Origin of the sequence: Halalkaliarchaeum sp. AArc-CO (assembly GCF_024972735.1) — an archaeon.
Lineage (GTDB): Archaea > Halobacteriota > Halobacteria > Halobacteriales > Haloferacaceae > Halalkaliarchaeum.
Genome location: NZ_CP087723.1, coordinates 1,929,275 through 1,951,892 on the forward strand (window position 1 = coordinate 1,929,275; position 22,618 = coordinate 1,951,892).

Sequence of the window (22,618 nt, forward strand, 5' to 3'; positions counted from 1 at the left end):
CGGCTGGAACTAAGAACAGCAATCGTGTACGTCTGCGTGGAGATGCACCAATGAGTACGACACCGTCACAGTTCGACATCGAACGCCGGGGAGTCCTCAAGCTCGGAGGGGCCGCCGCGCTTGCTGGACTCGTCGGCGGGCGAACGCTCGTCGAACCCGGGAAAGCCGAGGAAGACGCCGACGAGGAGGGGGAGACAGAACTGGTGAAGACGATCTGTTCACACTGTGCGGTCGGGTGTGGACTGAAAATGGAGGTCAAAGACGACACGGTCGTCGGTCAACAGGCCTGGAAGGACCATCCGATCAACCAGGGCGGACTCTGTTCGAAGGGTGCAAGCCAGGCCCAGACCGTAAACTCGCCGCGACGGCTCAAGGAGCCGGTCAAAAAGGTTGACGGCGAGTGGGTGACCCTCTCGTGGGATGAGGCGATGGACGAAATCGCCGACGAGCTACTCCGAATCCGCGAGGAGTACGGGCCCGACAGCACGATGTGGATGGGGTCGGCGAAGATCAGCAACGAGGAGGCGTACCTGTTCCGGAAGCTCGCGGCCTTTTACGGCACCAACAACGTCGACCACCAGGCGCGGATCTGCCACTCGACGACGGTCGCCGGACTGGCGAACACCTGGGGCTTTGGCGCGATGACCCAGTCGGCAAACGACGTTCAACACGCCGACGCCAACCTCATCATCGGACACAACCCCGCGGAGTCGCATCCGGTGATGATGCGGTACATCCAGCAGGCGCGTCAGAACGGCGGGGACGTGATCGTCGCCGAACCGCGGTTCACCAAGACCGCGGCTCACGCCGACGAGTACGTCCGATTCCGGCCCGGAACGGACGTCGCGTTCATCAACGGTCTCCTCTATCACATCATCTACAACCTCGAGGCCCACGACGAGGAATTCCTCGCGGACCGCGTCTACGGCTGGGAGGAAGTCAAAGAAAACGTCGCCGACTACGACCTCGAGACGGTTTCGGACATCACGTGGGTCGACGTCGAAGACATCAAAGACGTCGCGGAGACGCTCGTCGACTCCGACGTCAGTACAGTGGAGTGGTCGATGGGGTCGACCCAACACACCACCGGCACGCAGAACATCCGGTCGTACGCGATCCTCAACTTGACGCTGGGCGATTCGGGACAGGTCGGCGGCGGGAATAACCCGGTGAGGGGCCACGACAACGTCCAGGGTGCGACGGACATGTGCATTCTCTCGCACACGCTCCCGGGCTACTACGGTCTCGACGACGGTGCGTGGGATCACTGGACGAACGTCTGGTCGGAAACGCCGAGCACCAGCGGGACCATCACCCGCGAGGAACTCCTGGCGGATCACTTCCACAGCCAGGACCTGATGAATAAGAACGGTCTCACGGTGAGCCGCTGGTTCGAGGGCGCCCTCGAGGACGACGAACGGAAGGGTGGTCTCTACCAGCCCAACCCAGTGAAGGCCGTGATGGTGTGGGGTCACTCGCTGAACTCCCTCAGCGAGATGAAGCGGGTTAAACAGGGCCTCGAGAACGTCGATCTGGTCGTCGGCGTCGACCCCTTCCCTGGCCTGTCGGGAACGCTTGCGGACCGAGACGACGGGATCATCCTGCTGCCGGCTGCAACACGACAGGAAGGTGAAGGCAGCGTTACGGCGACGAACCGCTCGGTGCAGTGGCGCTACCAGGCGGTGACGCCGCGGCACAACTCCAGGACCGACTTCGACATGCTCACCGACCTGGCCGAGCGACTCGGCTTCGCCGAGCACTTCGACTACGACGCAGTCGAGGAGGTGACCGACGAGTACAACCTCGGCATGCGCTCGATCGGTCAGATCGGTCAGACACCCGAGCGTATCAAGGCCCACATGGAGAACAGCCACGTGTTCAGCTCGGAGACGCTCCAGGCGGAAGTCACCGAGAGCCACGACCTCCACGGGGAGTACTTCGGGCTGCCGTGGCCCTGCTGGCACGAAGATCACCCCGGAACTACGATCCTCTACCGCGACAGCGTGCATCCTGCCGAGGGCGGGCTCGACTTCCGTGCCCGGTGGGGGACGGAGGCCCCGGACGGCGAGACCCTCCTCCGGAACAGCTACGATCCCGACTGGTGGGACGGCGAGATCGAGGGCGTCCCGCAGTACCCTGGGTACGCGACGGAGCTGCCGGACGGAACGACACCCGCCGCTCCGACGACCCCGATCGAATACGCGCTCAGCGAGGATCACTCGGTGTACGACGCCGCACAGGCGGTCGACGGAGTCGACGCCGCGGAGTTCGCCGAGTTCGACAACGAACAGCCCGACCCACCGACCGGTCGCGGTCGTGCCCGTGCCCGTGCCTGGAACCTCCCTGACGACGTGCCAAAACACCGGGAACCGGTCGAGACGCCCCGGAAGGACCTAATCGACGAGTACCCCAACTACGAGCGCCAGGAGGACTTCTACCGCCTGGACCTCGACAACCGCGGCGCACAGGAGGAACGCCGGGACCTGGTCGACGACTTCGAGTTCGTCCTCACCACTGGCCGGCAGGTGGAACACCAGGGCGGCGGCTACACCACGCGGAACACGATGGGCACCGCGAACCGCGCACCCATGATGTACGCCGAGATCCACCCGAACGTCGCGAACGAGCTGAACGTCGACACCGGCGAGTGGATCTGGGTAAAGACCGATCCCGGACGGATGCTCGTGCAGGCTCGCGTCACCGAACGCGTGAACGACGAGGAGGTGTTCCTCCCGTTCCACTGGGGCGGCCTGTTCGAAGGCGAGTCCTACACCGACCGGTATCCCGAGGGAACGGAACCGCTCGTGATCGGCGATTCGGCGAACATCGGGACGTCGGTCGGCTACGACGCCGTCACCAACATGCAGGCGACGAAGGTGACCCTGTGTGGCCTCGAGCCGGCGAGCGCCGACGAGATTCCGGAGCTTCCGGAGAAGCAGCAAGCCTACCAGAAGCAGCGCGGATTCAAAAAGAGGTGATCTCCAATGAGCGCAAACACACCCCTTAGAGTGATTCCCAAGGTGGGAGCCTGTATCGACTGCGGCGCCTGCAACGTCGCATGTAAAGACGAGTGGGACCTCTCGGACAACAACGACCGCATCGCGGTCGTCACCCACAACGAAGGAACGGGAGGTGGCCGGTTCAGTGCGGGCGAAACCAGCGTCCCGATGTCCTGTTACCACTGTGCGGAGGCACCGTGTAAGGAGGTGTGCCCCACTGACGCGATTTATCGTGACGAGCACGGACTGGTTCAGGTCGAGAAGGACGACTGCATCGGCTGTTCGTACTGTGCCTGGGCGTGTCCGTTCGGTGCAACCCAGTTCCCCGACGAGATCGAATCGACGGGCAACGCCGGGACGATGGACAAGTGTACCGGCTGCGTCGAGCGGATCGAGGAGGACGAAAACCCGGTCTGCTTCGACCAGTGTGCGACGGACGCGCTGGCGTACGGAACGCCATCGGAGATCGCACAGGAGCTCCGGGGTGACCGAAGCGCGGATATGTTCCGGGGAGACCTCGGTGACGTCGTGTTCGGCGGGTCGCTGTAACCGTCACTGACCGCAACCATGGCCAGTCAAACAATCGACGTCGACGGCGGCGGGATCTCGGGCACGATCGCCCAGTACCGCTCGCAGATCGCGGCGGTCCTCACAGTAGTGGTAGTTGCCGTCGTGCTGTTCGCACTCGACGCGATCGCGGTACCCCTCGAGACCGGGGAGACGCTTCGCGTCGCCGGCAGCGCCGCCATTGCGGGCGGCGACTCCGTGTACAACCAGTACGCCGGTCTCTGGTTGGCGGTTCGGGCGACCATGGGTGCCTACATCGTCTTCGTCGCGGTCTTCATCTCGGTGCTCGCGTTCGCGACCTGGAAGGAGGTGCTCGAATAATGGCAACCGAAACCGACTCCGGCGCGTTCGGACGGATCAATCGCTTTTCGGACGTTCAGGTGTACGTCCACGCGACCGCGGCCCTGTCGATATTCTTCCTGTATCTGACGGGGCTGCCGATCACTTTCAGCGAGCACCTCGGATGGCTCTTTGCGATCTTCGGCTACGGTAACGTGGTGCTGTTGCACATTATTGCCGGCGTCGCGCTCATTCTGGTGGGTATCTACTACGTGTCGTATCTCTTGCTCGGAGTTCTTTCCGGACGCGCTGGCATCCCGGCGGTGCCGACCCTCGAGGACGCCCGTGAGGCGGTACAGTACGGGAAGTATCTGGGGGGGAGAGCGAACAAACCCGAGGCGGACAAGTACGGCTGGCTCCAGAAGGCCGAAGTCGGCGTGATCGTTACCGAACTCACGCTTATAAGCCTCACCGGCCTGCTGCTCTGGTACAGGGGGCTGTTCGTTTCACCCGAGTTCCGGGCACTGCTCGGCGGTCACGAGCCGCTGGCGGACTTCATGCTCCTTATCGCTCGGGACATCCACCTTATCTTCGCGCTGACGTTCCTGATGGGGATCGCGTTCCACCTCTACATCGTGAACGTCAAAGAGAAGTATCCGTTCAACGAGACGATGTTCTCCGGCGACGTCTCCGTCGACCGCGCGGCGCATCACTGGCCGGCGTGGGTCAAAAAGAAGCTCGGCGAGCTTCCGGGCCACGCCGAGACCGCAGCTCCCTCCAAGAAAACGCTGGCCGGGATCACCTTCGCGTTGCTCGTGTTCTTTGCGGTGGTCGTGACGGCGACGCTGTTTGCCGCCGTGTTCTCGCCGCTACCGACCCGCGATTACCTGCTCGCAGTGTCGGGAGACGTCCTCGCACAGGGGGTGACCGGCGTCGTCTACTTCATCGGACTGAACGTCGCCGTTCTGATGGTTCTCGGCGGGAGCGCCGCGATCATCTACGGAATAGGCAAACGGCTCCGGGGTGAGTACGATGTCTGAACCGACGAACGCCCCTCGAGACCGGGAACCCGACACCGGCGAGACGCTTTCGGAACTGTACCGGTTCGTCTCGGGCGTCCTGGCGGATCCACCGTCCGCGGCAGCCATCGAGGAGTTCCAGGCCGGGGCGATTCCCGAGCCGGATGGACTCCCACCCGGAGCGCTCCGTGAGGGGTTCGGTTCCCTCCGGGAGTGGGCTGACGGGGTCGAGGCTCCGGCCGAGGCGGCGGCGGAGCTCGAGCGGGAACACACCCGGCTGTTTGTCGGTCCCCGACCGAGTCTCCAGGTCCACGAGTCGTACTACGCCGACGACTATCTGGGTGAACCGCTGGCGGCGGTGAAGGGCACTTACGCCGGCCTCGGTATCCAACCGAGTGAGGACCTCAAGGAGGAGGCCGACCACGCCGCCGTCGAACTCGCGGCGCTTTCGGTGTTGAGTCGACGGGAAGGGGAGAGCCCCGACGACAAGCGACTGTTCCTCCGGGATCACGGCTGGTGGCTTCCGGAACTGGCTGCAGACCTTCGCGATTCGGCAGACAGTCAGTTTTACCGCGCGATCGCCGACGTTTTGGACGGGCTGGTGCGGTTCGACGCGGAACGGTTCGAGGTCGGCCTCGAATCCAGTTCGAACCCGTAGCCCTCCCGGTGGCGATCCGGGGTTTTTCCCCGCCTTCTTGTTCCGTCAGTCGAATCGCTGCACGCTGTGTCCGTGGCCCCCGATCGCACAGCATCGTGTCGGGTTTCTTCTCGGTAACAGCCGCAGACGGAGACGATTACGGGATCCACGGGGACGATTACGGGATCCACGGAGGCGATTAAGGCGCCGCGACTCGAAGGCGTCGACCATGGAACTCGTTACAGTCGCTGCGGTGGCAGAAAACGGCGTGATCGGCAACGACGGAGAACTTCCGTGGCCGAGCGTTCCCGCGGACAAACGGCAGTACCGTGATCGGATCGCGGACGCGACCGTGATTTTGGGCCGCGTCACGTTCGAATCGATGGTGGACGACCTCCCGGGAACTGCACAGGTCGTCTTGAGTCGCTCCCAGCGGGAGTTCGACGTCGAGACGGCTCACCACGCCTCTGACGTCGACGACGCCATTGCGGTCGCCGAGTCACTCGGGGGGGACCGAGCGTACGTAATCGGGGGTGCCGTCATCTACGATCTTTTCCAGCCAGTCGTCGACCGGATGGTGTTGAGTCGGATTCCCGGTGAATACGACGGAGACGCGTACTTCCCCGAGTGGGACGCCGACGAGTGGGAGCTGGTCGACCGGGTCGAGTACGACGATTTTACCCTCGAAGAGTGGGTTCGGTCCTCGAATTAACGGGGTTTTTCAGATAGCGCAGTTGAATGCGCCCGGACTGCAGTTCGGGCTAGCGATCGAAACGTACACACGCCTGGCGATTCGATCACCACTAATGACCGGAAACGAGGGGCTCGTCGACGCACTCGCGGTCGGCGAGGATCCCACGATCTGCATGGTCGGTGCCGGCGGCAAGAAGACGACGATGTACGCGCTTTCTGCCCGGATGGAACGTTCCATCGTCACCTCGACCGTCCGCATTCCGATCTTCGATTCACACGTCGCCAGCGTGGCCGTCACCCGGTCGCCGACCGAAGTGCTTCGCGAAGCCGATCCCGAAGATTTCCCCCTCGGGCTGGTTCCGACACAGGAGCGGTCGGATCGGTATCTCGGCTACGGCCCCGAGACGGTCGACGAGATCGCCGCCGAACACGACGGACCGGTGCTGGTGAAGGCCGACGGCGCGCGAACCCGGACGTTCAAGGCCCCGAACGAGCGGGAACCACAGCTTCCGTCGGCCGTCGACGTGGTCGTTCCGATCACCAGCGTCCGCGTGGTCGGCCGTCCCCTCACCGACGAGTGGGTCCACAGGCCGGAACGGGTCGCCGAACTCACCGGGCTGTCGGTCGGCGATCGGGTAACTCCCGAAACGGTCGCGACCGTGCTCGCAAGCGACTCGGGCGGGCTGAAGGACGTCCCGGACGACGCGTCCGTGATCCCGCTTCTCACCCAGATCGACACCGACGACGACGAGCGTGCAGCCCGCGAAATCGCCGACGGCATCCACGCCCGGACCGACGTTTTGCGGGTCGCGTTCAGCCGGCTAGACGTCTTCGACGTCGTGGAGTAGTCGCCGATTCCCTCGCGTCCGGCCCGCCCCGGCGCGTGCGGAGAGCCGACCATTTTTGTCCGGACCCCACCACCGGACCGGTATGGACGCCGACCTCGACGGGTTTACCCTGTGTGCCAGCACGGCCGACCTCTCCCGGGAACCTGTTGCCCGCGATCGCGCCGACGCAGTCGAGTTCCGAATGGACCTCGCGGACGAGCCGACCGCCGATCTCGAGTCGTACGACGGCGAACTGCCGATCGTCGTCACGAACCGCGCGGAGTGGGAGGGGGGCGGTGCCGAGGATCTCGGCCGGTACGACGAACTGACCGACGCCGTCGCCCACGACGCTGTCGTCGCCGTCGACATCGAACTTTCCGCGTTACGGGGCAACGCCCCCGAGGGCGAACAGCCACACGCCGTCGCGCTCCGGGAGACCGCCCGCGAGGAGGATGTCACCGTGATCGCGTCGGTCCACGACTTCGAGAGCACTCCCGAGGAGGGAGTGCTGGTAGAGCTACTCGCGGACGCCACCGCCGAGGGCGACGTCGCGAAGCTCGCGACGACCGCAGAGGGGAGGGCGGACGCCCTCGCGATGCTCTCTGCGACCCACCGGGCGACAGCAGCCGGACACGACGTCGCCACGATGTGTATGGGCGAGGCGGGCAGACACACCCGGGCGGTGACGCCGATTTACGGCTCTTTGATCGGCTACGCGCCGGTCGATCCCGACGAAGCCACCGCTCCCGGTCAGTACGACCTGGCGTCGCTGCGGAGCCTGCTCGACGGTCTCGGCGTCGCGTGACCCCGTCTCCGTCCTGACCCCGTCTCCGTCCTGCCCCCCGTCCCGTCTACTCGCCGTCGGTGATGTCCCCGTCGTTCGATTCTGCCACCCGGTCGACGCTTTCCTCCGCTTGCTCCGCGACGCGTTCGAACGCCTGAAGGATCACCCGCTTTGCTGCCTGGCCCTCCGTGGTCCAGTGGTGCGCGTAATCCAGCATGTCGTCGTAGATGTCGGGCTTGCAGCCGGCGGCGCGCGGGTGACCGCCCCCCTGCACCTGCCCGGCAACCTCGTGTGCGCGCTCGAACCCTTCGCTGCCCCGGATACTCGCGCTTCCGGCCGGTTTGACGATCACGGCCGCGTCGGCGCCCGCCTCCCGCAGCGCCTCGGCGACTTCGTTTTGCGAACACCGACCGTACGTGACGCCGACGGTCCACGGGCCCACTTCGGTCGTGACGGCCCGGTCGACCGCCGCCTCGATCCGTCGCTGCTTTTCGACCCGTCGTTCCTCGAGGAACCCCTCGACCGGCTCCGGGAGGTCGACCCCGTAGGCGCCCACCACGGTGACGTACTCCTCGGGATCCGCCCAGTGGGCGTAATCTGCGAGGTCGTCGCTTCGGGGATCCTCCTTCAGCCAGAGGTCGTGATCCCGCGTGACTGCCGCGAGTTCGCGGAACCGATCGGGGAACTCGTACTCCAGCGATCGCAACGCCACGTCGACTGTACACTCCTCGTCGGATTCGCCGACGACGAGCTGTGCGCCGGCCTCCCGAACAGCGGTAGCGACGTCGTCGTCCCACTGGTGGTGATCGTACCACGAGACCCGATCACACCGGCCGACGAGCGTCTCGAGCGGATCGGCGATCGGCTCGTACTCGTCGGGACAGAGGTCACACACGAACAGGTCGATTTCGGGATCTGCGTACTCGGCGACCTGTTCGAGCGCGTTCGAAAGCGAGTACGGGCTGGCGGCCAGAAGCGCCACCGTCGATTCGGCGTGCGCGTTCGCGGTCGGGTCCTCGTCGGTGTCGTCTACCGCCCCGTCGTCGGGTTCGGGGTCCTCGGAGAGCTGTCGTTCCAGTTCCGCCTCGAAGTCGGCGACGTCCAGTGCCGCGTCGTACAGCTCCCGGAGGAGCGCGACACAGCCCAGCCCGTCGGCGTCGGAGTCGGTAACGACTACGACTTCGGAGCCCTCGATCGCTTCCTTCGCGCGCTGTTGTGCCCGCTGTTTTCCGAGGGAGTCCGGATAGAAGAACCCCGCCCCGGGGAGCCGCGACCGTCGAGAGAGCGGAACGTCCTCGGCGTGGATGAGGTCGTCGTCCATACTCCGGCTGCGGGCGGGACCGGGAAAACTCCGCCGTTGTGGATCCGCGTCCGATCGACGCCGACGGCGAGGGAAACACACTTGAGGGGATCCATCCAACTCGCCACCCGTGCACGTCGGCGCAGACGAAGCCGGAAAAGGGCCCGTGCTCGGTCCGATGATCGCAGCCGCGGTGCGGTCGCCCACCGAGGCCATTCCCGAAGACGTGGCCGACTCCAAGCGCCTCTCATCCGATCGCCGCGAACTGCTCGACCGGCAGCTCCGGGAACACCCCGACGTCGAGGTCGCCGTCGCCGCCGTCGAGCCCGTCAGGATCGACAGCCTCGAAACCGACATGAACGGCCTCACGGTCGCGGCACAGGCCCGTGCGCTTTCGGCGGTCGTCGACGACGGCGACGTGGCGATCGTCGACGCCGGCGACGTCTCGGAGTCGCGGTTCGCGCGTCGCGTCCGCGAGGGCGTCGAAGACCGCGGCGTGGGGATACAGGTGACCGCCGAGCACGGCGCGGACGACAGACATCCGATCGTCGCGGCCGCGAGCGTCGTCGCGAAAGTCGAACGAGACCGCCGAATGGAACTGATCGACGAGGAGTACGCTCCTCGAGTGACCGACGAGGGGATCGATACGATCGGAAGCGGCTATCCGAGCGATCCGGCGACTCGCAAGTTCCTCCGGGCGTACGTCCGCGAACACGGCGACGTCCCCGACTGCGCCCGTCGGTCGTGGGCGACGTGTGCGGACGTCCTCGCGGCGGCCGAACAGTCGTCTCTCGGCGAGTTTTGAGCGTCGACTATGCCGCTGTGGCGGTCCCTTCGCGAGCGCGCTCGAGCGTCGCGTAGAGGTCGTCCGCGAGTTCGTGTGCTCGATCAGAATCACGCGCCTCCGCGTAGATGCGGATCTTCGGCTCGGTACCGGAGGGACGGACCAGCACCCACGCGTCGCCGTAGTCGAGCCGGTAGCCGTCGGTCGTGTCCGGTTCGGCGTCGGCCTCGCGGACGTACTCCGCGGCGGCTTCGAGCATCGCCTCGAGCTGCCGGTCGTCGTCGTATTCGAGGTTGTGCCGGACGTTCACGTACTCCCGGTATGGGGCGACGAGTTCGCTCACCGTCGCGTCCGTTCTCGCGAGAAGTTCGAGGAACCGCGCGCCGATGAGGGCACCGTCCCGCACGAGGGCGTCCTCCGGGAAGAACAGCCCGCCGTTCCCTTCGCCTGCTATCGGGACGCGCCTGGGTTCGTCGACGCCCTCGCTCGGGCTGGCAGTGTCCGAGACGCCGTCGATCCCCCACAGCTCGCGAACGCGCGTGATGATGTTTGTCGCCCCGATCGGCGTGAGTTCGAGGTCCGCGCCGACCTCGTTGCAGACGTCGACCAGGCGCTGTGAGACGTTCACTGCCGACACGGTCACATCGCCCGGTTCAAGCGCCGACGCAGCGAGTGCCGCAAACGAGGCGTCACCCTCTACGTACTCGCCGTTCTCGTCGACGAAGATCGCCCGGTCCGCGTCGCCGTCGTGGGCGATCCCGACGTCGGCGTCGGAGGCGCGGACGAGTCGCCGGAGGTCGTCGAGATGCTCCGGCACCGGTTCGGGAAGCCGACCCGGGAAGTGGCCGTCGGGCTGGCCGTTCACCGTCACTACGTTACAACCCAACTGCCTGAAGAACGTCGGCGAGGTGAGCGCACCGGCACCGTGTGCCGGATCCAGCGCCACAGTCAGCTCGGCGTCGGCGATCGCATCGCGGTCGATCTCCTCGAGGAGCTCCGAGACGTAGATCCGGTTGACGCCGTCGACGTCCCTCGTGCGTCCGGCTTCGTCCCACGCTGCCACCGAAAACGACTCCGTGAGGACGCGTTCTTCGACGCTTTCGAGCGCGTCGACGGACAGTTCGACACCGTCTGCACCGACCAGCTTCACTCCGTTGAACTCCGGCGGATTGTGCGAGGCGGTCAACAGCACTGCCGGCACCCCTTCGCGTCGGCAGTACCGACAGACAGCCGGTGTCGGGGCGACGCCGAGTCGGTCGACGTCGTGGCCGGCGGAGGCGAGCCCTGCAGCCGCCGCGTTCTCGAACAGTTCCCCCGTCGTTCGCGTATCGCGTGAAACGGCGACGCTGTCGGTTTCCCACTCCGACCCCGAGGCCTGTGCGATCCGTAAAACGAGCGACGGCGTGAGGTCCGAGAGCGCGATGCCGCGCGTTCCACTGGACCCGAAAAGTTCCATGCCCGGGCTTGCGGGCCCGGGAGGGAAAGCCGTTCCGACCGAATAGCTATTACCTGAACGACATTTCGTGTCGTCGTCGGCTCACTCGTCTACGTCGAGTTCGAACTGCTCGTTTTCCGTCACCGCGTTGAGCACCACGGCGGTGTTCGATTCGCGGATGTTCTCGTCGGTGAGCAGCTTCTTGATCTGGCGGTTCATCCCGTCGGTGTCGAGGAACTTCCCGACGGCGATCACGTCGTAGTCGCCGGTGACCTCGTACACCGAGATCATCTGCCGTTCGCTCCGTAACCGTTCGGTAATCTCCGGGAGTGCGTCCCCTTCTACCTTCAACTGGAGGATCGCGGTGACGTCGTACCCCAGCGCACCGTAATCGACGATCGGCGTGTATCCCCGGATCACTCCTTCCTCTTCGAGATCGCGGAGATGGTTCGAGACAGTCGTAACGGAGACGTCCAGTTCCTCTGCGAGGCTCCGGAGACTCGCGCGACCGTTGCCCAATAGCTCGTTTACCAACTTGGCGTCGAGGTTTTCGTACGTCATTACATTCACGCTGGGGACGGGAGGCCTATAATTTTACGAATGTCCACTGTCTGAGCAGCCTGGGCGGATTGTGCATCAAACAACAACGTCTTTATACTGGCTGTATTGCGTTCATCCGTCCATAACATGACGGACGAACACAGCGTACCCGACGGCGGACTCTCCGCCGAGGAACAGCAGCTCGTAGAGACCATCGAAGAGGAGGACGTCGACTTCCTCCGGCTACAGTTCACCGATATTTTGGGCACCGTAAAGAACGTCTCGATTCCGGCATCCCAGGCGGAGAAGGCGTTCGCGGAGGGGATCTACTTCGACGGCTCCTCGATCGAGGGGTTCGTCCGGATCCAGGAGTCGGATATGCGGCTCAAGCCGGATCCGGAGTCGTTTGCGGTGTTACCCTGGAGGGACACCAACTCGGGATCGGCCGCCCGCCTCATCTGTGACGTGATCGACACCACCACCGGTGAGCCGTTCGTGGGCGACCCGCGGTACGTCCTCAAGCGGGCGATCGATCGCGCCGAAGAGATGGGGTACACGCTGAACGTCGGTCCGGAGCCGGAGTTCTTCGTGTTCGAGAAGGACGAGAACGGCCGCGCGACGACGACGACCCACGACGCCGGTGGATACTTCGATCTGGCGCCGAAGGACCACGCCTCCGATCTGCGCCGCGATATCATCTACAACCTCGAGGCGATGGGATTCGAGGTGGAGGCGAGCCACCACGAGGTCGCCGAGGGGCAACACGAGATCGACTTCAAATACGACGACGCCCTCACCACCGCCGACAACATCGCCACGTTCCGGTCGGTCGTGCGCGCGACCGCAGAGGAGAAGAACCTGCACGCGACGTTCATGCCCAAGCCGATCGCTCACATCAACGGCTCCGGGATGCACACCCACCTCTCACTTTTCGACGACGGCGAGAACGTGTTCCACGACCCGGACGACGAGTTCAACCTCTCCGGGGAAGCGAAGTCCTTCCTGGCGGGGGTGCTCGAACACGCACCGGCGCTTACGGCGGTGTGCAACCCGACGGTGAACAGCTACAAGCGGCTCGTCCCCGGCTACGAGGCCCCCGTCTACGTCGCCTGGTCGGACGTCAACCGGTCGGCGCTGATCCGCAAGCCCGCCGCGCGCGTGCCGGCCGCCTCGCGGATCGAACTCCGGTCGCCGGATCCCTCGTGTAACCCGTACCTCGCGATCGCGGCGATGCTTCACGCCGGACTCGACGGGATCGAACAGGGGCTGGAAGCGCCCGACCCGGTCCGGGAGAACATCTACGAGTTCGACGAAGCCAAACGCGAGGAGTACGGCATCGACACGCTTCCCGCCAATCTCGGCGAGGCCGTAAGCGCCCTCGAGGACGACGAAGTTGTCCAGGACGCGCTGGGCGAACACGTCTCCGAGAAGTTCATCGAGGCGAAGACACAGGAGTTCGCCGAGTACGTCGCGGAAGTCTCCCAGTGGGAGCTCGACCGGTACCTCGAGAAGTTCTGAAGGGATCCGCGGTCGGGGTTACTCCTGATAGGCGATTCTGACCTGCTCGAAGCGGTTGTTCGCTTCCAGGTGTGCCTGGAGTTCGTCGGCGTACTCCTGGGTGAGTTGCTCTGCAGCCTCGAGCCGCTCTGCATCGACACCGTCCTCGCCGCCGAGTCCGAGCGCGCTTTTTATCCCGTCGAGTAGCCCGCCGGAGCCCGATCCGCCGGATCCACCGCCTGCCCCGCCACCCATCGCGGCCATCTGATCCTGGATATTGTCCAGTTCGGGCATGATGCTGGGCAATTTCTCCGTGTCGGCGACGATCCGTGCCCGGTCGGGATCGTCGGCGTGTTCGATTTCGAACTCCGTGGCGGTCATGATAAGTCCCCACTCCTGGCTGGAGAACTCCGATGCCTGCACCCGGTCGTTGAACTCCCTGTCGACGGCCATTCGCTCGCCGACGATCGCGTCGGTCCAGTCACTCATACCCGTAGGTTCGGTGCATCGGAGGAAAGCGTTGTGCTCGCCCTCGCGATCGTCACGTTCGTCGGGCTGTCCTCGGCGGCTACCGGCCGGAAAACTCCGGCTCCCGCCGCTCGAGGAATGCCTCGGCACCCTCCCTGTGGTCTCGCGAGGCCAGTGCGGCGGCCTGGGCCTCGGCCTCGCGCTCGATCGTGGCCGAAAGCGACCGCCCGCCGGTGTCCCGAAGCAGCCGCTTGGAGGCGCGAAGCGCGATCGGCGGGCCGCTCGCCACGCGTTCGGCGAACTCCCGAACTCCCTTCTCGAACTCGCCGTCGGTGTACACGTGGTTTACCAATCCCCGCTCCCGTGCGCGTTCGGCGTCCAGCTGTTCGCCGGTGAAAACCAGCTCGCGGGCGACGTTGTCGCCGACGAACCGGGGCAGGAAGTACGACACCCCCGAATCGATCGCGAGGCCGACCTCCCGAAACCCGAACCCGATCCGGGCGTCCTCGTGAGCCAGCTGGAGGTCACACGCAAGCGCCAGCGCCCCACCGGCGCCGATCGCCGGGCCGTCGATCGCGGCAACGGTCGGGAACTCGCATTCGGCCGTCCGCCTGACGCATCTGGCCGTGTTCCGGATGACGTGTCGAACTGCCGCTTCCAGCGGGAGGTCGGTCGTCTGAAGCTGTGCCATCGCGGCGACGTCCCCGCCGGCACAGAAGGCGGGACCCCGTCCCTCGAGGACGACACACCGGATGTCTGAACCTTCGATCGCGTCGATCGCATCGACGATCCCGTCGGCCATCTCCCGCGAGAGGGCGTTCCGCCGGTCCGGGTCGTCCAGCACGAGTCTGACGACGCCCTCCGGATCGCCCGCTCGGTGGGCTTCGAGGTCAATGACGTCGCTGTCTACGGTCACGTCTGTCGGATCGGGCCGATCGATCGCCTCGGAGCCGCCGTCGGCTCTGCGGTCGGTGTCTCGACGGGCGCCCTCGGAGCGGTCGTTCATGGGGATGGGTCCTCCGGCGCCGTAAAAAATCTCCCGACGGGAACGAACCGCTCTTTGGCGATCGGCACGTACCGCCGGTATGCAAACGCAGTCGGCAGACCGGGGGGAGTCGGATCGTCCCTCCGGTGTCGTTTCCCGCCGTCGCCTCCTCGAAGGGCTGGGTGCGGCTGTCGCGGCCGCCGGACTCGCGGGCTGTCTCGGGGACGGCGACATCGAGGAGGAAACGTATGGGGACTGGTTCCGGGGCGCCAACAACTTCGAGGGCACCGTCGATCGGACCGGGGAACCGGAGGTCGTCGTCGAGGTCGGAACCGGAAACGGCCTCTCGTATGATCCCGCTGCAGTCCGGGTTTCGACGGGCACGACCGTCATCTGGGACTGGACCGGGATCGGGGGGCAACACGACGTCGTCGAGGTCGATCGGGCGTTCGAAAGCGAGCTGTATCTCGAGGACGGACGACAGTTCAGCCACACGTTCGAGGAGGCGGGGGTGTACAAGTACGTCTGTACGCCCCACCGAACCAGCGGGATGAAAGGCGCCATACACGTCGTCGAGTGACGCCCGAGTCGCTGCCGGCCAATGCGCCCGAGTCGCTGCCGGCCAATGCGCCCGGGCCGCGCGCACCTGCCTACGTGGGAATCCCGGCTTCCTCGAAGGTCGCCATCTCCCGGAGCGCCCTACAGGCGCCGCGGTAGATGCCGATCGCGACCGCCGCGCCGGTGCCCTCCCCGAGCCGCATGTCGAAGTCGAACAACGGCTCCAGGCCGAGCGCGTCGTGTTGGACATCGTGGCCGTCCTCCACGGAACGGTGGGACGGCAGCAGGTAGCGGCTCACGCGTTCGTCGATCGCCCACGCGGAAAGCGCCGCCGCGCCGGTGATGAACCCGTCGACGACGACCGGAATCCGCCGGCTGGACGCCTCGAGCGCGACGCCGGCGAGTCCGGCGAGTTCGAACCCGCCCACTGCACGGAGCACGTCGACGCCGTCCTCGGGGTCCAGTTCGCGGTCGGCGAGCGCTTGCCGAATCACCGCGACCTTTCGATCGAGCCCCTCGTCGTCGATGCCACTCCCCCGACCGGTCACGTCGGCGGGATCCGAGCCGGTAATCGCCGCCGTGACGGCGGCGCTCGCGGTCGTGTTGCCGATCCCCATGTCGCCGAGCGCGATCACGTCGGCGTCGGCGGCGTGTTCGGCGACGACCGCTCGTCCCGCCTCGATCGCTTCGATCACCTCCTCGCGGCTCATTGCAGGCCCCTCTGCGAGGTTTGCGGTCCCGTCGGCGACGGGCTTTCGGATCACTCGGCCGTTGCCGTCGTAGTCGCCGACGACGCCGACGTCGACGATGAGGTTCTCTGCGCCCGCGGTGCGTGCGAGCGCGTTGACGCCGGCGCCATCGTGGGCGAAGTTCTCGACCATCGCCGCCGTCACCGACTGCGGGAACGCGCTCACTCCCTCTTCGACGACACCGTGGTCGGCCGCCATCGTCACGACGACCGGGGAGTCGATCGACGGCGTCGGATCGCCGACCATCCCCGCGATCCGGACGGAAAGCTCCTCGAGTCGGCCCAGGCTGCCGGGCGGCTTGGTGAGCTGGTCCTGTCGCTTTCTCGCGCGGTCCATCGCGGATTCGTCCAGCTGCGGGATGTCGAACTCCATCGGTTCGGCTGCCGGCGGGTGATTCAATAAAGCTTTCCAACTCGACTTTTGAGATCACAACTCGATTTGTTCTCCGCTCGAAGCGGTTCGACGGTCGGTCTCAAAACTCGGTGCCCTTGCGGGCGGGGTAGCCACCTTCGAGAGGGTGTTTCTCCTTTTTCACCTGGCTTATCAGTTCCGCGTGTTCCGACAGGTAGTCGGGTCGGCTGTGGCTGCCGGTACAGATCAACTCGAGGTTCTCGGGTTTGTCCTCGATCAGTCCGAGAACGTCGTCGGGGGAGAGCAGCTCCCGGTCGACCGCATAAAGGATCTCGTCGAGCACGAGCATGTGGATCCCGTCTTCCGGCGGCCCGTCCAGCGGGAGCGGTTCACGGAGATCCGTCTCCCGTGTCGACTCCAGGAGCTCCTGACCCCGGGCCAGTGCCCCCCGTGCTTTCGCCTCGTGTTCGTTGTCGGCGGTCCCGTCGAGAAATCCGTACCAGCCGTAGTGGCCGGTGTTCTCGTAGCTGATCCCGGGCACCATCGCCATCGCGTTGTACTCGCCCCGAACGTCCTCGACACTTTCCGTTCCGCCTTTCAGGAACTGGAGCACGTGCACCCGGTAGCCGTGTCCAGCCGCCCGGAACGCCATGCCGAGGGCGGCGGTGGTCTTCCCCTTTCCGTCGCCCCACCACGCCTGTACCAGGCCGAACTCCTCGGGGACCGACGGCTCGATCGGGTGTGCGGTCAGTCTCGATTCGCCGTCGCCGGTGTCGGCGTCCGTGTCGCCGTCTTCATCTGCCGTTCCGGTGTATTCGTCTCGGTCCGTCACGGGCGATGGTTACACTGAAACGGCGTATAGCTGTCGCTGCTCCGCCAGGCAATACCTGCCAGATCGTCCAGTTTAAGTACCCTGCCTCCAGAGGGGAAGGTACCATGTCGGATCTTTCCAACACCGGCACGGAGGATAGACCAAGTCGCCTCACGGCGGCTGGCCGAGAAATTCTCCGGTAACGCACGAGACGTATTCGGTCCCGAGTCGTTCTCGGGAGAGGTTTCGCTTCTGGACACGACGCTTCGCGACGGCGAGCAGATGCCGGGCGTCTCGCTCACCCCGACGGACAAGGTGTCGATCGCCCGCACGCTCGACGCGGTGGGCGTCTCGACCGTCGAGGCTGGCAGCGCCTGCACCTCCGAGGGCGAGCGCGAGGCGATCGCCCGGGTCGCAAGAGAGGGCCTCGACGCACGGGTGACCAGCTTCGCCCGCGGCGTCCGCGCCGACGTCGATCACGCACTTTCCTGTGACGTCGACGGCATCAACCTCGTCGTCCCCGCTTCCGATCGCCACGTGGAGACGAAGGTGGGGACGACCCGCGAGGCGGTCGTCGACCGAACACGGGAACTCGTCGAGTACGCCAAAGACCACGACCTCTGGGTCGAGGTGCTCGGCGAGGACGGTTCCCGGGCGGATCCGGCGTTCCTCGAGCGGCTCCTCTCGGCGGGGATCGAGGCGGGCGCCGACCGGATCTGCTACTGTGACACCGTCGGCGCGGCGACCCCCGACGAGGTTGCCGAGGCGGTCGCGCGGCTCGAAACACACGGGCCCACGGGCGTTCACACTCACGATGACCTCGGGCTCGGGCTCGCGAACGCGCTTGCGGGAGTGAGCGCCGGGGCGGACTTCGTCCACGCCACCGTCGGCGGCGTCGGCGAGCGCGCCGGCAACGTCGCCCTGGAGGAGGTGGCGGTCGCCCTCGAGGAGGGGTACGGCGTCGAGACGGTGGACCTCGAGGGGCTCTACGAGCTCACCCGCAGGGTTGCCGACGTCACCGGTGTCGGCCATCCGCCGAACAAGGCTGTCTGCGGGGCGAACGCCTTCGCTCACGAGAGCGGGATCCACACCGACGGCACACTCAAGGACACCCGGATGTACGAGCCGTATCCGCCCGAACGCGTCGGCCGGGAGCGCCGGCTCGTTCTGGGGAAACACGCCGGACGGGCGGGCGTCAGGGCGGCGCTTTCGGAACACGGCGTCGACACCTCCCAGGAGGATCTCGACGCCGTCGTGGCTCGCGTCAAGGAACTCGGCGACCGGGGCAAACGCGTCACCGACGCCGACCTGCTGGCGATCGTCGAGGACGTCCAGGGGCGAACGCGGGATCGGACAGTGGAACTGCTGGATCTGTCTGCGACCTCCGGGGCAGGGGTGCCGACCGCGTCGGTGCGGCTCCGGATCGGCGACGCCGAGCGCATCGCCGCCGGTACCGGTTCCGGGCCGGTCGACGCGGCCGTCGAGGCGGTCCGGGAGGCGCTCGACGGCGTGGACTTCGATCTCGACTCCTACCACGTGGACGCGATCACCGGCGGGACGGACGCGGTCGTCACCGTCGAGGTCGACATCTCGCGTGGCGATCGGTCGGTGACCGTGTCGGCATCGGAGGCGGACATCACGCGGGCCAGCGTCGACGCCATGGTCGAGGGACTCGATCGGTTGCTCGCGGCGACCGACGACGACGTCCCCGGCGAAGTACCGGTGGCCTCGGACTGAAAACGGCGTCACGAAAACGCATCGGCCCGGCGACGTCGAAACGGACGGAAACGGGACGGGTGGACGAGGAGCCCGAGCGCGACGGGATCGGGAGTGTGGGAGCAGGCCGGATTGTGCCGACTCCAACGGCGAGAAAAGCGCCGTATCGTCGGCGTCAGTTCGTAACCGACTCACGGACATAAAGCCACCGGCTCCGGCGTCGGTCACCGGCGCCGAATCACCGGTGTCGAGTCACCGACGTCGATCCCGGAGGGACGGGAACTCCTCGCGGATCTCCCTCACTCGGCGGGGGTCGACGTCGGCGGTCACCGTCGCCGGCTCGTCGCCGGCGGCCGCTACCGTGGTTCCCCACGGGTCATACACCGCCGACCGACCCAGAAGCGTCGCCTCCTCGAACTCTCCGGATCCGTTGATCGTGGCCACGTACGCGAGGTTCTCCACAGCGCGGGCCCGCGACAGCGTCTTCCAGTGTTCGACACGGGGGTACGGCCACGCGCTGGGAACCAGTACGAGCGTCGCGCCCAGATCGACGAGTTCCCGGTACAGTTCCGGGAACCGGAGGTCGTAACACGTCGTCACGCCGACGGTGAACCCGCCGACATCGGCCGTGTCGATGCGTTCTCCAGGCGTCAACAGGCGGGTTTCCGCCGACTCGTACCCGAACAGGTGGTGTTTCCGATAGACGAGTTGCCGGGTCCCGGACGGATCGAAGAGCACCGCCGTGTTCGCGTAGCCGTCCGTCGCCGGCACGTCCACCCCGGACTCGGCGGAGGCAGAGAGATCTTCGACGACGCTACCCGACAGCAACCAGATCCCGTGATCTGCAGCCGCGTCGGCGAGTTCGCCCAGCCGGGCCCCCTCGAGCCCCTGGGCGACCCGCGGATAGGCGTCGAACGCGAAGTAGCCCGCGTCGAAAAGCTCCGGAAGCGCGACGACGTCCGCACCGTTTGCCGCCGCCTCCTCGATGCGCTGTAGGGCGCGTTCGAGGTTCCTGGCCACCTCGTCCGGTTCGATTTCGAGTTGACACAGCGCGAGCGAGACTGTCACGGGTCCACCTCTTCGATTCGATCGAGTTCGGCGCGCAGCGCCCGCTCCAGGTTCGACAGCTCCTCGTCGAGGTTCCGCTTGAAGAACCGCTCGACGCCGGGCAGTCGCCCCTCGACGATGAACTCGTTGTGGAGATTACAGCCGGTTTCGGTGGGTTCGATCTCGTGTTCGCCGGTCACCCGGAGCGCTTTCGACCGCCCGATGAACTTCACACGGTTCGGGGGTTCCATCCGCAGGTTCTCGGTTTCGACGGTCACCGTCGAGGAGATCACCGGGATCGGCAACGCCACGTGCCACGTCGCCGAACCGTCCTCGTGAACTTCGTAGGAGTCGACCACGCTTATCGCGGCGGCGCGCTTGTCTGGATCGGAGATGAACGCCCAGACATCGTCGGGATCGGAAGTGAACTCGAAGGTCCGGGAGACGCGAACGGTCATGTCCGACGGTAGGCTCCCACTCAAGAAAAGCGTCGGGGGGACAAAAACAGGTATTCAAGAGGGGGTGGCAATTCCCCGTCACGTGGCGCTCGCGTCGACAGTTTCGAGGACGTACCCTCGAGATGTTCACTCCGCGTCGGCGCCGGCCCTCGGACCGAACTGCTCTTCGTACTCCCGGTAGATCTCCCAGTACTCCTCGATCTCTTTCCACGGGTTCGGGCCACAGGCGACGTCCAGCTTCCACTTCAGTTCTCCTTCGATCCCGAACTGTTCCGACCGGCTGTGGCTCCGGACGTGCTGGAGTGGATTGACTTCGAGGTCCCGATCCCACGTCCCGGAGGTCAGCCGGTAGCAGTAGGCGATCTCTCCGTGGGCGTGCTCCTCCCAGCAGCCGCTCCTGTTGTGCGTTCGCAGGCGTTCGCCGACTTGTTCGGACTCCCCGACGTCCAGATAACAGTCGACCTCACCGTCGACGAGACAGACGACGACGTAGACGCCTCGGCGGTCGAGCGGTACCTTCGACACGTCGGTGAACGGTCCCTTGAACTCGTATCCAGCGATATCCATATATAAAACGACCCGTTCGGGCTACTTAAACGTAGATGCTCCACACGAACGGTCTTTTCCTCACTCGGGAGTCACGCGCCAGGTCGTCGATCGGGCACGACCCCACTTTTCGATCTCGACGTCCTCGGACTTCTCTGCGAGCTGGGGTAGACGCGCGCCGACCTGTTTCGAGGAGAGTCCGATCGCCTCCGCGATGGTCTTCGCGCGGAAGTACCGCTGTCCGCGCGAGACGCTGTCGTAGAGGTACGCGAGGATCCGTTGTTCCTCGTCGGTCAGCTCGGTCATCTTCACTGTAGGTAGGGGATTGTGAGCCTTAACGATTTCTTCGCCGATCGGACGGTCCGGCGCCGCGTGGAACAGTGTCGATTCAGCCGTCGAAGAGGTGGATGGCGCTTACGGCAAGCGACGCGGCGACGATCGCCACGAGGAACCCCCAGGCCCGGTCGAGCTGAGTCGGTCCGCCGTACAGGACGACGGCGCCGACGATCGCGACCGCCGACAGCGCGAGCATGAGTCCTAGTCCCATATCGGTCGACGCTGTGTGTTCTGCCATGCACGATGCTTCCGGGGGTCGGAACTTAGCTCCTGCGGTGCGGGGTTCGCCCCTGACACCGACCCGGATGCAGTACCGCGATGTCGTTCGCTTAACTCGGCTTAATTCGGGCTGATTCCGGGCGAGTATGTCGAACGTATAAGCGATGGGCTCGCTATGTGGCGAACATGAATCAGATCGTGGCGATCGCGATGGCGATCGTGATGGTGACGTCGGCGTTCGGTGCGACGGGAGGTGCGGCGCTGGACGCCGAGGATCGGACTGTGCTGGACGGCGACGTTCCAGTCGTCGGCCAGTTCCAGGCCGACGACACTCCTGGTGACGACGAAGACGGTACCGACACGAACGACGGCGACGCGGACGACGGTGCCGACGGCGACGCGAGGAACGACTCCGTCGCGCCAGGCGAGCAGTTCGGCGGTGTCGTCGGCGTCGGCGCCGCGGAGTTCAAAGGTGAACTCGACCGCCGCGCCTTCGCCGCAGCGATGGCCGCCGCCGACACCGACGAGGAACGCGCCCAGCTGATCGCCTCGCTGATCCAGCGGACCGAAGCACAGATCGAGGAGATGGAAAACCGCAACGCCTCGATCGCAGACCAGCGTCATCGAAGCGACCTCTCACACGGGATGCACAACGCCCGGATGGCAACGATGTACGCTGAAACGCGGAGCCTCGAACGGGCACTGGCTGACGCCAACGCGACGGCTGCGGACATCCCCGAGGAGACGCTCGAAGAGCAGGGGGTCGACGTGGCGAAAATCGATGAGCTTCGGGATCGCGCAGGCGAACTCGGTGGAGCCAACGTCGCCGAGACTGCACGCGAAATCGCCGGCCCCCACGCCGGTGACCGGCCAGGTCCGCCCGACGGGATGTCACACGGCCCGCCCGGTGACGGCGACCGCGGCCCCGGCCACGATGGCGGCGGCGCCGACGACCGCGGGCCAGATCACGACGACGATGACGACCGCGGCCACGGCGGTCGCTAACGCAGCTT

At 65.7% G+C, this 22,618-nt stretch carries 25 protein-coding genes; 13 read left to right on the top strand and 12 right to left on the bottom strand.

The annotated features are described in order from the left end of the window. The first annotated feature begins 50 nt into the window (after positions 1–50). From AArcCO_RS10265 to AArcCO_RS10300, 8 genes are all read left to right on the top strand, one after another. Positions 51–2,978: a molybdopterin oxidoreductase family protein gene (locus AArcCO_RS10265; RefSeq protein ID WP_259533335.1), complete on the top strand. Its 2,928-nt coding sequence runs from the start codon at positions 51–53 to the stop codon at positions 2,976–2,978. Between the two features lie 6 nt (positions 2,979–2,984). Further along, entirely contained in the window at positions 2,985–3,548 is a 564-nt protein-coding gene (locus AArcCO_RS10270) for a 4Fe-4S dicluster domain-containing protein (protein ID WP_259533336.1), read from the top strand. 18 nt (positions 3,549–3,566) lie between these two features. Next, on the top strand, positions 3,567–3,887 hold the full coding sequence (locus AArcCO_RS10275) for a hypothetical protein (protein WP_259533338.1): 321 nt from the start codon (positions 3,567–3,569) through the stop codon (positions 3,885–3,887). Further along, positions 3,887–4,885, top strand: a complete 999-nt coding sequence (locus AArcCO_RS10280) for a formate dehydrogenase subunit gamma (RefSeq protein ID WP_259533340.1) — start codon at positions 3,887–3,889, stop codon at positions 4,883–4,885. The genes AArcCO_RS10275 and AArcCO_RS10280 overlap by 1 nt, the downstream gene beginning before the upstream one ends. Beyond that, positions 4,878–5,522 (top strand): TorD/DmsD family molecular chaperone, encoded by a 645-nt coding sequence (locus AArcCO_RS10285; protein WP_259533341.1) that lies wholly within the window; start codon positions 4,878–4,880, stop codon positions 5,520–5,522. Before AArcCO_RS10280 ends, AArcCO_RS10285 begins: the two co-directional genes overlap by 8 nt. Before the next feature lie 208 nt (positions 5,523–5,730). Next, complete coding sequence (locus AArcCO_RS10290; RefSeq protein ID WP_259533342.1) at positions 5,731–6,213, top strand: dihydrofolate reductase; 483 nt, start codon at positions 5,731–5,733, stop codon at positions 6,211–6,213. A gap of 94 nt (positions 6,214–6,307) precedes the next feature. Further along, on the top strand, positions 6,308–7,042 hold the full coding sequence (gene yqeC, locus AArcCO_RS10295; RefSeq protein ID WP_259533345.1) for a selenium cofactor biosynthesis protein YqeC: 735 nt from the start codon (positions 6,308–6,310) through the stop codon (positions 7,040–7,042). 82 nt (positions 7,043–7,124) lie between these two features. Then, positions 7,125–7,826: a type I 3-dehydroquinate dehydratase gene (locus AArcCO_RS10300; protein WP_259533346.1), complete on the top strand. Its 702-nt coding sequence runs from the start codon at positions 7,125–7,127 to the stop codon at positions 7,824–7,826. A gap of 46 nt (positions 7,827–7,872) precedes the next feature. Here AArcCO_RS10300 and AArcCO_RS10305 read toward each other — a convergent pair whose 3' ends face one another. Next, complete coding sequence (locus tag AArcCO_RS10305; protein ID WP_259533347.1) at positions 7,873–9,126, bottom strand: DHH family phosphoesterase; 1,254 nt, start codon at positions 9,124–9,126, stop codon at positions 7,873–7,875. 109 nt (positions 9,127–9,235) lie between these two features. Here AArcCO_RS10305 and rnhB point away from each other — a divergent pair, with 109 nt between their 5' ends. Further along, complete coding sequence (gene rnhB, locus AArcCO_RS10310) at positions 9,236–9,910, top strand: ribonuclease HII (RefSeq protein WP_259533348.1); 675 nt, start codon at positions 9,236–9,238, stop codon at positions 9,908–9,910. 7 nt (positions 9,911–9,917) lie between these two features. Here rnhB and glmM read toward each other — a convergent pair whose 3' ends face one another. Together glmM and lrp are read right to left on the bottom strand one after the other, a co-directional pair. Then, on the bottom strand, positions 9,918–11,345 hold the full coding sequence (glmM, locus tag AArcCO_RS10315; protein ID WP_259533350.1) for a phosphoglucosamine mutase: 1,428 nt from the start codon (positions 11,343–11,345) through the stop codon (positions 9,918–9,920). Between the two features lie 81 nt (positions 11,346–11,426). Next, on the bottom strand, positions 11,427–11,885 hold the full coding sequence (gene lrp, locus AArcCO_RS10320) for an HTH-type transcriptional regulator Lrp (protein ID WP_259533351.1): 459 nt from the start codon (positions 11,883–11,885) through the stop codon (positions 11,427–11,429). A 126-nt stretch (positions 11,886–12,011) separates the two neighbouring features. On the opposite strand from lrp, the gene glnA reads away from it, so the two are divergent. Beyond that, complete coding sequence (gene glnA, locus AArcCO_RS10325) at positions 12,012–13,382, top strand: type I glutamate--ammonia ligase (RefSeq protein ID WP_259533352.1); 1,371 nt, start codon at positions 12,012–12,014, stop codon at positions 13,380–13,382. An 18-nt stretch (positions 13,383–13,400) separates the two neighbouring features. Here glnA and AArcCO_RS10330 read toward each other — a convergent pair whose 3' ends face one another. Beyond that, a complete protein-coding gene (locus tag AArcCO_RS10330) occupies positions 13,401–13,850 on the bottom strand; it encodes a DUF5799 family protein (protein ID WP_259533354.1) in 450 nt (149 codons plus the stop codon). Between the two features lie 79 nt (positions 13,851–13,929). Beyond that, a complete protein-coding gene (locus AArcCO_RS10335) occupies positions 13,930–14,835 on the bottom strand; it encodes an enoyl-CoA hydratase/isomerase family protein (protein WP_259533355.1) in 906 nt (301 codons plus the stop codon). 79 nt (positions 14,836–14,914) lie between these two features. On the opposite strand from AArcCO_RS10335, the gene AArcCO_RS10340 reads away from it, so the two are divergent. After that, positions 14,915–15,394, top strand: a complete 480-nt coding sequence (locus tag AArcCO_RS10340; protein ID WP_259533357.1) for a halocyanin domain-containing protein — start codon at positions 14,915–14,917, stop codon at positions 15,392–15,394. A 70-nt stretch (positions 15,395–15,464) separates the two neighbouring features. Here AArcCO_RS10340 and cobT read toward each other — a convergent pair whose 3' ends face one another. Together cobT and AArcCO_RS10350 are read right to left on the bottom strand one after the other, a co-directional pair. Further along, positions 15,465–16,493 (bottom strand): nicotinate-nucleotide--dimethylbenzimidazole phosphoribosyltransferase, encoded by a 1,029-nt coding sequence (gene cobT / locus AArcCO_RS10345; protein WP_259533358.1) that lies wholly within the window; start codon positions 16,491–16,493, stop codon positions 15,465–15,467. A gap of 100 nt (positions 16,494–16,593) precedes the next feature. Next, the gene (locus tag AArcCO_RS10350) at positions 16,594–17,223 is read right to left on the bottom strand and encodes a cob(I)yrinic acid a,c-diamide adenosyltransferase (RefSeq protein ID WP_345780888.1); all 630 of its coding nucleotides are present in this window, start codon (positions 17,221–17,223) and stop codon (positions 16,594–16,596) included. 240 nt (positions 17,224–17,463) lie between these two features. On the opposite strand from AArcCO_RS10350, the gene AArcCO_RS10355 reads away from it, so the two are divergent. Then, positions 17,464–19,020 (top strand): 2-isopropylmalate synthase, encoded by a 1,557-nt coding sequence (locus AArcCO_RS10355; protein WP_303650976.1) that lies wholly within the window; start codon positions 17,464–17,466, stop codon positions 19,018–19,020. A 231-nt stretch (positions 19,021–19,251) separates the two neighbouring features. Here AArcCO_RS10355 and AArcCO_RS10360 read toward each other — a convergent pair whose 3' ends face one another. The 5 genes from AArcCO_RS10360 to AArcCO_RS10380 form a co-directional block, all read right to left on the bottom strand. Beyond that, positions 19,252–20,067: a carbon-nitrogen family hydrolase gene (locus AArcCO_RS10360; protein WP_259533361.1), complete on the bottom strand. Its 816-nt coding sequence runs from the start codon at positions 20,065–20,067 to the stop codon at positions 19,252–19,254. Then, positions 20,064–20,504 carry an SRPBCC family protein gene (locus tag AArcCO_RS10365; protein ID WP_259533362.1) on the bottom strand — a complete coding sequence of 147 codons (441 nt, stop codon included), beginning with the start codon at positions 20,502–20,504 and terminating at the stop codon, positions 20,064–20,066. The genes AArcCO_RS10360 and AArcCO_RS10365 overlap by 4 nt, the downstream gene beginning before the upstream one ends. Before the next feature lie 126 nt (positions 20,505–20,630). Continuing rightward, entirely contained in the window at positions 20,631–21,071 is a 441-nt protein-coding gene (locus AArcCO_RS10370; RefSeq protein ID WP_259533363.1) for a hypothetical protein, read from the bottom strand. A gap of 60 nt (positions 21,072–21,131) precedes the next feature. Further along, a complete protein-coding gene (locus AArcCO_RS10375) occupies positions 21,132–21,356 on the bottom strand; it encodes a DUF7123 family protein (protein ID WP_259533364.1) in 225 nt (74 codons plus the stop codon). Between the two features lie 82 nt (positions 21,357–21,438). Beyond that, entirely contained in the window at positions 21,439–21,624 is a 186-nt protein-coding gene (locus AArcCO_RS10380) for a DUF7525 family protein (RefSeq protein WP_259536536.1), read from the bottom strand. Positions 21,625–21,791: 167 nt separating this feature from the next. On the opposite strand from AArcCO_RS10380, the gene AArcCO_RS10385 reads away from it, so the two are divergent. Beyond that, positions 21,792–22,610, top strand: a complete 819-nt coding sequence (locus tag AArcCO_RS10385) for a DUF7096 domain-containing protein (RefSeq protein WP_259533365.1) — start codon at positions 21,792–21,794, stop codon at positions 22,608–22,610. Positions 22,611–22,618 lie beyond the last annotated feature (8 nt).